General features: G+C 55.3%; 13 protein-coding genes. All 13 read left to right on the top strand.

The window, feature by feature from the left end:
• Positions 1-4: 4 nt before the first annotated feature.
• The 13 genes from AB9N12_RS17845 to AB9N12_RS17905 all read left to right on the top strand — a co-directional run bounded on the left by AB9N12_RS17845 (position 5) and on the right by AB9N12_RS17905 (position 8,910).
• On the top strand, positions 5-463 hold the full coding sequence (locus tag AB9N12_RS17845) for an N-acetylmuramoyl-L-alanine amidase (protein WP_369893461.1): 459 nt from the start codon (positions 5-7) through the stop codon (positions 461-463).
• Between the two features lie 4 nt (positions 464-467).
• The gene (locus tag AB9N12_RS17850; protein ID WP_369893463.1) at positions 468-851 is read left to right on the top strand and encodes a hypothetical protein; all 384 of its coding nucleotides are present in this window, start codon (positions 468-470) and stop codon (positions 849-851) included.
• 49 nt (positions 852-900) lie between these two features.
• Positions 901-1,251, top strand: a complete 351-nt coding sequence (locus AB9N12_RS17855) for a hypothetical protein (protein ID WP_369893465.1) — start codon at positions 901-903, stop codon at positions 1,249-1,251.
• A 4-nt stretch (positions 1,252-1,255) separates the two neighbouring features.
• Positions 1,256-1,615 (top strand): hypothetical protein, encoded by a 360-nt coding sequence (locus AB9N12_RS17860; RefSeq protein ID WP_369893466.1) that lies wholly within the window; start codon positions 1,256-1,258, stop codon positions 1,613-1,615.
• A complete protein-coding gene (locus tag AB9N12_RS17865; protein ID WP_369893467.1) occupies positions 1,615-2,787 on the top strand; it encodes a DUF2586 family protein in 1,173 nt (390 codons plus the stop codon). Before AB9N12_RS17860 ends, AB9N12_RS17865 begins: the two co-directional genes overlap by 1 nt.
• 2 nt (positions 2,788-2,789) lie before the next feature.
• Positions 2,790-3,230, top strand: coding sequence for a hypothetical protein (locus AB9N12_RS17870; protein WP_369893468.1), 441 nt, complete (start codon positions 2,790-2,792; stop codon positions 3,228-3,230).
• Positions 3,231-3,257: 27 nt separating this feature from the next.
• A complete protein-coding gene (locus AB9N12_RS17875) occupies positions 3,258-3,605 on the top strand; it encodes a hypothetical protein (protein WP_369893469.1) in 348 nt (115 codons plus the stop codon).
• Positions 3,606-3,996: 391 nt separating this feature from the next.
• Positions 3,997-6,147 (top strand): phage tail tape measure protein, encoded by a 2,151-nt coding sequence (locus AB9N12_RS17880; RefSeq protein ID WP_369893470.1) that lies wholly within the window; start codon positions 3,997-3,999, stop codon positions 6,145-6,147.
• Position 6,148: 1 nt separating this feature from the next.
• Complete coding sequence (locus AB9N12_RS17885) at positions 6,149-6,751, top strand: DUF6046 domain-containing protein (RefSeq protein ID WP_369893471.1); 603 nt, start codon at positions 6,149-6,151, stop codon at positions 6,749-6,751.
• Positions 6,752-6,776: 25 nt separating this feature from the next.
• Positions 6,777-7,733, top strand: coding sequence for a hypothetical protein (locus tag AB9N12_RS17890; protein WP_369893473.1), 957 nt, complete (start codon positions 6,777-6,779; stop codon positions 7,731-7,733).
• Positions 7,730-8,344, top strand: a complete 615-nt coding sequence (locus tag AB9N12_RS17895; protein WP_369892759.1) for a hypothetical protein — start codon at positions 7,730-7,732, stop codon at positions 8,342-8,344. The genes AB9N12_RS17890 and AB9N12_RS17895 overlap by 4 nt, the downstream gene beginning before the upstream one ends.
• Positions 8,341-8,571 (top strand): hypothetical protein, encoded by a 231-nt coding sequence (locus tag AB9N12_RS17900; RefSeq protein ID WP_369892758.1) that lies wholly within the window; start codon positions 8,341-8,343, stop codon positions 8,569-8,571. The genes AB9N12_RS17895 and AB9N12_RS17900 overlap by 4 nt, the downstream gene beginning before the upstream one ends.
• A gap of 45 nt (positions 8,572-8,616) precedes the next feature.
• Complete coding sequence (locus tag AB9N12_RS17905; RefSeq protein WP_369892757.1) at positions 8,617-8,910, top strand: hypothetical protein; 294 nt, start codon at positions 8,617-8,619, stop codon at positions 8,908-8,910.
• Positions 8,911-8,918 lie beyond the last annotated feature (8 nt).

Genomic DNA, 8,918 nt, shown 5'->3' on the forward strand with positions numbered 1-8,918 from the left:
AACAATGACTAAACTTCAATATCTGGTTATCCATTGCACGGCCACCCCCGCGGGTCGCGAAGTGAGTGCTGCCGACATCCGTCGTTGGCACACTTCGCCCGCCCCTGAGGGTCGCGGCTGGAAACAGGTAGGCTATACCGACCTGTTCCACCTTGACGGCCGTGTGGAGCGTCTGGTGGCGAACAACGAGGACGCGAATGTCGATCCGTGGGAAATCACCAACGGAGCGGCAGGCTACAACAGTGTAAGCCGCCATGTCGTTTACGCGGGCGGTTGCGATGCGGGCATGAAGCCGAAAGACACCCGTACGGCAGCGCAGAAAGAGGCGTTAAGGAAATACGTGCTTGACTTTCACGCACGCCATCCTGATGTCAAAATCGTGGGACACAACCGGCTTGCGGCGAAAGCCTGCCCGTCGTTTGATGTGGCGGCGTGGCTTCTGGAAATAGGTATCAAACAGTAGTACAATGAGCGCGGAACTTACAACCATAATTGTGTCGTCCCTCGTGGCGGCCGTGTCCGCCCCGTTGGGTGCGTGGGTGAACAGCAGGGTACTGCGGCAGAAATACCAGCTTGAACTTGACAACCTACGCGCGGAAATGAAACAGAAGTTTTCGACGGTTGAAAATAGCGAGCTGGAGAATGTGCGCAAGGCGAGCGACATACTTATGGAAAATATAGTCAAGCCACTCGAAAAAGAAATCAAATCATTACGCAAGGATGTGGACAAATTCAGAAAAGCCGTCGAAAAGATACCGTCGTGCCCTATGGCTGGCGACTGTCCTGTTTCTCGTGAGCTGCTCGTCGCAGAAGCGGCTGATGCGCACCGAGGTTCAGACGCGGATAGATGAGAGTACGCAGGCGCATTTTGACAGCCTTGTGTGTGCACAGGTCACCTTGATGCTGGAACGTTTGACCGTCAGCGAGGGTGAAACGGTCACGGACTTGGTGGTGTACGACACCGACAAACCTGCGGCCGACAGCGCGGGGCTGCCGCCCGTGAAAGCGGTGCTGCATAAGGAACATCGGCAGAAACAGCAGAACCGCGAGACGGTGCAGGCCGAAGTGCAGGCGGAGACGCAGGTAACGGCCGACACGGCCGAGGACAGCACGCAGCAGTCCGATAGTGTCCATACCTCCGAACAGAAACCGAGTGCAGGCACAGGCATCCTGCGGTTTGGTACGGGCATGTTCCTGCTGGCGGTATCCGTCCTTGCGATCCGGATATTTTACAAACGAATTAAACGATAGAATCATGGCAACGAACAAGACCAAAGAAAAAGAAACGGCCGCTGCACAGGCAGTCCCGACACCCGAAAAGCAGGAGGCGCAGCCTGCAACCGTAACCTCCACAGAGGAAAAAGCCGCTGCGGCTGCGCCCGCACCGGAAAAGGCCGATAAAAAAACCGAAACAAAGGCTGCTGCGGCCAAAGAGGAAAAGAAGCCGAGACCCGCGGCCAGTGTTCTGGAAAAAGCGGGCAAGGCCGCCATCGCGCGGCACGGCTTCAAGGAAGTATTCGTAACGTCCGACGGTCAGGCGTTCCCGTTGCGCTCGGATGCGCAGCACCATGCCACCGATCTGACAAATAAGGAAATCATCAAAGTAACGGAGTAATGAACAGCTTAAAAATAGAAAGACAAAACGGCAATGTGCCCAAAAGCGTGGCAGGTGAAGACCACGTGTCGGGCTTTATCGCTTATCTGGCTGACGCGGAAATCCCCGACGGCTTCAAGACGGCGCATGTGCAGGCCGTTTCGACCATCGACGCGGCCGAGGCGTTGGGCATCACCGACAAGGCCGACAGTTGGTCGGTGAAAGTGCTGCACTACCAGCTTTCGGAGATATTCCGCGTCAATCCGAGCATATCGCTTTACGTGGGTATCTTCACGAAGCCGAACAGCTACAAGTTTACCGAAATCAAGACGGTGCAGAACTTCGCCAGCGGCCGCATCCGCCAGATAGCCATCTGGTGCGGCGACAAGGCTTTCAGCGCGGACGATGTTACCGCCATTCAGGGTGTTGCCGACGCGCTCGACACCGAAAATGCGCCGCTTTCCGTGTTGTATGCCCCGAAAGTGTCCGCCGTGGGTAACATGCCCGCGGACGCTGCAGGTGCGAACCAGTGCCGCGTCAGCGTCATAATCGCGCAGGCAGGCAGCGGAACGGGCGCGGAACTCTACGCGGCCGAGGCCAACAAGACGGCTAAAAACACCGTGTCGGCCATCGGCGTTGTGCTGGGGCTTCTCTCTTCGGCCGCCGTACATCAGTCCATCGGCTGGGTCAAGAATTTCCCCACGGGCGTGAATGTACCCGCCTTTGGTGACGGCACGCTTTACCGCGACCTTGACAAGGCACTTGTTGAGCAGCTGGACGGCGGCCGTTACCTGTTCTTCGTTACCCATGTGGGACAGGCGGGCAGCTACGTGAACGACAGTCACACGATGGACAGTGCCATCAGTGACTACGCCATGATAGAAAGCGTCCGCATGATGGACAAGGCCGTGCGCGGTGTGCGCACCTACCTTATCCCTGAATTGGGCGGCAACATCTACATCGACGCTGACACGGGCAAGATGCAGGCGTACAGCATCAGCCATTTGGAAACGACGGCGGGCAAAGCCCTCGAAGATATGGAAAAGGCGGGCGAACTGTCGGGCTACAAGGTGGAAATCGACCCCGATCAGGATGTATTAAGCACCAGCGAGGTGGAAATCGTTATCCGACAGGTGGCCGTGGGTGTCATGCGTAAAATCAAAGTAAAAATCGGATTTGCTAAAACAGTATAACAATGGCAAGTGTAATCAACAACGGCATCCCCCTTATCAACGGAATGCTTTGCTCGTGGGCTGACATCGTGGCAGCCATCAGCGGCGTACCTGTTACAGGTATCGTCGGCATAGAGTACGCCGACAATCAGGACGTGGTAAACAAGTACGGCGCAGGCCGCCATCCCGTCGGCCGAGCAAAGGGGCGCATCACCCCGACTGCAAAAATTATCCTGTATCAGGAGGAAGTGCAGGCTATCCAGTCGCAAGCCCCTAACGGGCGTATTCAAGACCTCGCGCCCTTTGACATCACTGTCACCTATCTACCCGACAGTGGTATCATCCATACGGACAAAATCCGCAACGTGCAGTTTTCGGGAAACAGTCGCAAGTGGAAAGAGGGCGACACGGGGCAGGAGGTGGAACTTGAACTCGTGCCGTCGCATATCGAATGGGGGAAGTAGTAGCCAATCATTAAACAGTAAAAGAACATGGAAAATAACGAAACGAAACAGCCGCAGGGAAAGACCTATGACGGCGGTGTGACCGAGGAACAAATCAACAAATGGAAAGCCGTACACAAGCGTGTTATCCGCATTGACGTAACGGACGGTGAAGACTTACATGTGGCCTACTTCAAACGCCCGTCGTTGGAAACCATGTCAGCCGTCACAAAGGTTGGCAAGAACGACGAGGTAAAGAGTGCGACGGTGCTTTACGACAACTGTTTTCTGGGTGGCGATACGGAGATACGCGAAGACGCGCTGCTTTTCATGGCAGCCTCGACGCAGTTGGGCAACATGTTCAACTCGTGCCTCGGTAGCCTAAAAAACTTGTAGAGGCGCACCAGCTTTCTGACGACGACAATAAGGACGGTTTTCAAAAGGGGTGTGCCTTAATCCGCGCAAACCTCGGTCTTGACCCGATGGGTGGCAGTTATGAAGAATGGGCGGCGCATTACGCCGAGGCGTTATGGCTGGAGAAGTTCCGAAACAGGAACCTTGCAGAAATGCTATCGGGAATGTTTGGGGGCAATGCCAGCCCTTGACGGCCGCTTGAAATCTTTGAACGCGGCACGGGTGAAAGCACCGAGCAGATAAAAGGGCATGATAACGATACCTATGCAGATAGGCAGCATTATAAACCATTTACCGATAAAAATCAAGACGCTTTCCATACTCAAACAGTGTAAAGGTAACACGTTGCTAAAATAGTAAAAACAATCCGAATATGCAAAATTTCGATTACCAATTTAATGTCGGCGGCAATTTTACGGCCACGATGGACGGAATGGCCGAGAGTACAGGCCGTTTCAATGCCGCCGTGGAGGGTACGCACAGCTGGCTCGGCAAATTGGGGCAGACGCTTGCAGTTTGGGATTTGGCGAGTAACTATGTAAGCAAGTTTAACGATACGCTGGGCAGCCTTTCTTCTTCGGGCATATCGCTTGACCGCCAGATGCACGATTTGAGTGCCGTCGCAGGTGTTACGGGTGACAGCCTGAAACAGATTGAGGGGTACGCCCGCAGCAGTGCAAAGGCTTTCGGTATCGACGCCTCGCAGGCTGTCGAGGGCTACAAACTTCTGCTTTCGCAGTTGTCGCCCGAACTCGGTAAATACCCAGAGGCTTTGCAGGCGATGGGCAACTGTATCGCCACCACCAGCAAACTGATGGGCGGCGACGGCGTGGCGGCGGCCGAGGTGCTGACCACCGCCATGAACCAGTACGGCATCAGCCTTGATGACCCGATGAAAGCCAGTGCGGAAATGGCGTGCATGATGAACGTCATGGCCGCGGCTGGTCAGGCCGGTTCTGCGGAACTTCCCGCCATCAAAGTGGCATTACAGCAGTGCGGTATGGCCGCGAAAGCCGCCAACGTCAGTTTTGAGGAAACGAACGCCGCCATTCAGGTACTTGACAAGGCGGGCAAGAAAGGTTCGGAGGGCGGCGTCGCCCTGCGTAACGTGCTGTCCACCCTTGCCGCAGGCCGCTTCCTGCCCGAAAAGACGCAGGAGGAACTGCAAAAGGCTGGCATCAACGTGTCTTCCCTGACAGATAAGACAAAGCCGCTGAAAGAACGTCTGGAAACGCTCAAACCGTTGCTGAAAGACGATGCGCTGCTGTCTGCTCTGTTCGGCCGTGAAAACGCGAACGCCGCCCTTGCCCTGATAAACGGCACTGAAAGTTTGCAGGACTTCACGGACGCGGTTACAGGCACGTCCTCAGCTGAGGAACAGGCAGCCATCATCATGGAGAGTTACGCCGAACGTCAGGCGCGTATAAACCAGCAGTTCGAGGACTTCAAGATAAGCATTTTTCAGGCCACGGGCGACCTCGGTATCTGGCTTTCCACCCTGATGGGCGCACTCGTTCCGCTTTCGCAGCTTATGCCGCTGCTTATCGGTATGGGCAACCTTATGACGTGGATAAAGGGTTTGCAGTGGGCGGCCATGTGGTCGCACATTCAGGGCTTCATTTATGCCGCCCGCCTGCAAATGGCATTCATGAACCGTGAACTGATTACGGGGCAGTTCGCCTCCAACGGATTTTTAATCAACATCACCCGCGCGACGCTGGCGGTGCTTCGGTTTGCCACAGTGGGGATATTTCAAGCCCTCAAAGGTCTGGGCGCGCTGGTTCTGTCCTTTGTCACGGGTGGGACAGCTTCGGCCACTTTCGCGAGTGTCGCCTCCGCCTCTTTTGGTGCGTTCAAGTTGGCGGCCGTTACCGCCTGCCGCGCGGTCAGTGTGGCCATCATGAACATCCCGATCATCGGGTGGATAGCCGCGGCCATTGCCGCCCTTGTCGCTCTGGGTGTTTACTTCTGGAACACGTCGGCGAAGTTCCGCGCTACCTTAAAAGGCCTCGGTGCAGCTTTTGTCGCCACGTTTAAGGGTATCTGGGACTTGGCTAAAAACGTTTTCGGCAGCATCGGCGACCTGATAAAGGCTGCTTTCTCCCTTGACGGTAAGGGCATCAAGGACGCCATAAACAGGCTTAAAGGCGGTTTTTCGGAGTTCGGCACGAACGTCGGCAAGGCGTTCTATGACGCCTATAACGCCGAAATGGCTGCCAGCAAGAAAGCGGAGGAGGCCAAAAAGAAAGGCAAACCCGACCCGAACGCGGCAGGCGGGGAGGTTCCCACGGTGGACGTGCCGACTGTCACGTCACCCGACCCGACGGGCGGCAGCCTCGGAACTGTCGGCGGCGGCAAAAGCGACGGCAGCGGTAAAATCAGGAATATAACGGTCAATGTGGACAAGCTGGTGGAGCGTTTCGAGATACACACCACCAATCTGTCCGAAGACTTGGGAAAGGTCAAGGACATGGTGGGCGAAGCCCTGTTGTCCGCCCTTAACGACGTAAATTTGGCAATGTAGTATGACACCGATAAGTTTCATGTTCATAGCTGCGGGCGCGGCCACACAGGCGAAAGGGCTGCTGTACAGGATGCAACCCTCGCGCACGGGGCAAGCCCCTAATTGGGACGGCCACGGTGGCGGTATCACTCCGCACGAGGTCAGCAGCCCGATAACCGATAAAAGTTATTGGGAGGGGCGGTATGTGTTATGCGAACTGACACTGCGCAAGCAGGACGGCCAGACGCTTGTCATCAATGACGCCGTGTGTGCCATCAGCCGCGCGAAAAACATCGTCACCACGCAGATGGTCGGCATGGACGGCACGGTGAAAGAATACATCAACGAGGGCGACTACCAGATAAACATCGTTGTCGGTGTGGTCGCCGTCCGTAACGGTGTCATCGTGGACGAATACCCCGAAGACGGGCTGCGCGAGCTTCGCGCCTTTTTCGACGAAAAGGCGGCCATCGACGTGCACAGCGTCTTTTTAGAGATATTCGACATCGGTAGTATCGTGATAAAGAGTTTTTCTGTATCGCAGGACACGGCGAGCAACTACCAAAGCGTGAGCATTTCGGCCATGAGCGACGGGGATTATAACGTGTACAGTACAGAGTATTAAACAGTAATTAAACGGCATTCAAACGATGTACAGGCTGACGGCAAAAATAGAAATCACAGGCGCGAAGTCTTGGCGGCTTGAAAAGGTCACGGAGGTGGAAATCACCCGCGACACCGAAAAGCTGACGGATGAATGCCGTCTGACATTGCCCAAAAAAATCAAGTGGGACGGTGCTGCCGAGATACCCGTGCAGCGCGGCGACGGGGTGAAAGTGTGGCTGGGCTACGACGGGGATTTGCAGTTGACCTTTGTGGGTTACGTGCGTGACGTAGGTTTTAAGACGCCCGTCGTTATTACCTGCGAGGACGAAATGTTCAAGTTGAAACAGATGCAGGCACAGAAGAAAGCCTACAAGAGCGTGAACCTTGAAACCCTGTTGAAAGAACAAGGCCTGAACTACCCGCTGCGCGTGATGGGTGAACAGAACCTCGGCCAGTACCGTGTCACGGCGGACACCGTGGCATCGCTTCTCGGCCACTTGCAGGAAAACGGCGTCCGCTCGTTCTTCCGCTACGAGGACGGCAGCCCCGTGCTTTATTGCAGTGTCCTGTTCGAGAGGGACAGCCGCCCGACGCAGGTTTTCGCCACGGGTGTAAATATCATCGACGACCGGAACCTGGAACAGCAAAAGGCTGAAAACATGCGGCTGCGCATCAAAGCGGTCAGCCTAATGCCGAATAACAAAAAAATCAGGGTGGAGGTGGGCGACGCCGACGGCGAACACCGTACCCTCCATACCTACAACAAGCAGGAAGCCGAACTCAAAGCGTGGGCGCAGCAGGAAATCAAGCGTCTTAAACGTGACGGCCTTACGGGCAGTTTCAAGACGTTCGGTTACAGTCTGCTCGATAAGCTGGACGCCATCGGCATCAAGATAGACGGCGAGAAAAAAGGTGTCTATCAGGTAAAGAAAAATATAATCAAATACGGCACGGGCGGCTTCCGTCAGGAAATCACGCTCGGCCAACGAGTAGAAGAATGAACAATATAAAAGAAACCATCAGGCAGTTGGCACAGGGCGGCCGCCAGAGCGCGAGCCTTGTCTGCACGGTGGACACCGTGGACAAGACGGCGCGCACGGTGGACTGCACGCCATTGGACGAAAGCGCGCCGCTTCTGGGCGTGAACCTGCAAGCCAATCAGGAAAGCACGTTCGGAGTGGTGACGTACCCGAAAGTGGGTAGTTATGTGGTTGTCGGTTTTGTGGCCGACGGTGCTGCGGGGGTGGTGTTGCTAACCGACGAAGTGGAAAGCGTCGAGGTGGTAATCAGTGGCGACACCGCCCGGATTTCAGCCGACAAAGACGGTGTGCGCGTGCTGATGGGCGACGATACCGGTGCGGAACTGACAACAGAGGGCATAACACTGAACAGCGGCGGCTTCGGCGGCACGGTTAAGGTCGAGCAGCTGACTGAACATTTCAACGCCATAGAGAATGACATCAACGAGTTGAAAAACATCTTTTCCGCATGGGTGGCCGTTCCGCAGGATGGCGGTGCGGCGTTATCCGCATTGACGGGGAACTGGGCGGGCAACCTGCTGACGCCTACACAGCGGGGTGATTATGAAAACGAAAAAGTGAAACACGGATGAACGGCATACTGATAGACGCGGAAAGTGGCGACCTGCTGATAGAGCGCGGCAGTGTCGTAATCGGTAACACTGACAGCCAGATTGTCGAGGGTGTCCTTATTGTCATGCGTGGCGAGTGGAAAGAATTTCCGCTTATTGGCGGCGAAGTGAAAAAAATGCTTGGCGGCGAGGTGGATGTCATGTGGCGGGGTCAGGTCAAAAAAAATGCTGGAGGCCTGCGGGCTTGACGTCCGGAAAGTGAGCATAACGGAAGATAACATTATAACAGTGGAATGATGGAAGTAACAGTAAAGGACAGACAGAGCCTGCTCGACATGGCCGTGGAGACTTCGGGCAGCATGGAAGCCGCTTTCAGGCTTTCCGAAGCAAACGGCATAAGCCTGACAGATACCTTGCAGGACGGGCAGGTTCTTGATACGGTTGCCGTCGAAAATGCCGACACGGTGCGCCGTTACAGTGTGCAGAACCTGCAACCCGCCACGGCATTGAGTGCGGACGAAATGGCCGCACTCGCACAGGAGGGCATCAACTTCATGGGAATAGAAATAGATTTTATTGTAAGCTAAATAATTGG

The sequence above is a fragment of the Bacteroides sp. AN502(2024) genome, assembly GCF_041227145.1.
Lineage (GTDB): Bacteria > Bacteroidota > Bacteroidia > Bacteroidales > Bacteroidaceae > Bacteroides.

What these genes read in the sequence shown, in the direction of transcription:
- AB9N12_RS17885 (WP_369893471.1), top strand. Translation starts at nt 6,149, where the DNA reads ATGACACCGATAAGTTTCATGTTCATAGCTGCGGGCGCGGCCACACAG.
- AB9N12_RS17890 (WP_369893473.1), top strand. Translation starts at nt 6,777, where the DNA reads ATGTACAGGCTGACGGCAAAAATAGAAATCACAGGCGCGAAGTCTTGG.
- AB9N12_RS17875 (WP_369893469.1), top strand. Translation starts at nt 3,258, where the DNA reads ATGGAAAATAACGAAACGAAACAGCCGCAGGGAAAGACCTATGACGGC.
- AB9N12_RS17860 (WP_369893466.1), top strand. Translation starts at nt 1,256, where the DNA reads ATGGCAACGAACAAGACCAAAGAAAAAGAAACGGCCGCTGCACAGGCA.
- AB9N12_RS17855 (WP_369893465.1), top strand. Translation starts at nt 901, where the DNA reads ATGCTGGAACGTTTGACCGTCAGCGAGGGTGAAACGGTCACGGACTTG.
- AB9N12_RS17845 (WP_369893461.1), top strand. Translation starts at nt 5, where the DNA reads ATGACTAAACTTCAATATCTGGTTATCCATTGCACGGCCACCCCCGCG.
- AB9N12_RS17905 (WP_369892757.1), top strand. Translation starts at nt 8,617, where the DNA reads ATGATGGAAGTAACAGTAAAGGACAGACAGAGCCTGCTCGACATGGCC.
- AB9N12_RS17895 (WP_369892759.1), top strand. Translation starts at nt 7,730, where the DNA reads ATGAACAATATAAAAGAAACCATCAGGCAGTTGGCACAGGGCGGCCGC.
- AB9N12_RS17900 (WP_369892758.1), top strand. Translation starts at nt 8,341, where the DNA reads ATGAACGGCATACTGATAGACGCGGAAAGTGGCGACCTGCTGATAGAG.
- AB9N12_RS17880 (WP_369893470.1), top strand. Translation starts at nt 3,997, where the DNA reads ATGCAAAATTTCGATTACCAATTTAATGTCGGCGGCAATTTTACGGCC.
- AB9N12_RS17870 (WP_369893468.1), top strand. Translation starts at nt 2,790, where the DNA reads ATGGCAAGTGTAATCAACAACGGCATCCCCCTTATCAACGGAATGCTT.
- AB9N12_RS17865 (WP_369893467.1), top strand. Translation starts at nt 1,615, where the DNA reads ATGAACAGCTTAAAAATAGAAAGACAAAACGGCAATGTGCCCAAAAGC.
- AB9N12_RS17850 (WP_369893463.1), top strand. Translation starts at nt 468, where the DNA reads ATGAGCGCGGAACTTACAACCATAATTGTGTCGTCCCTCGTGGCGGCC.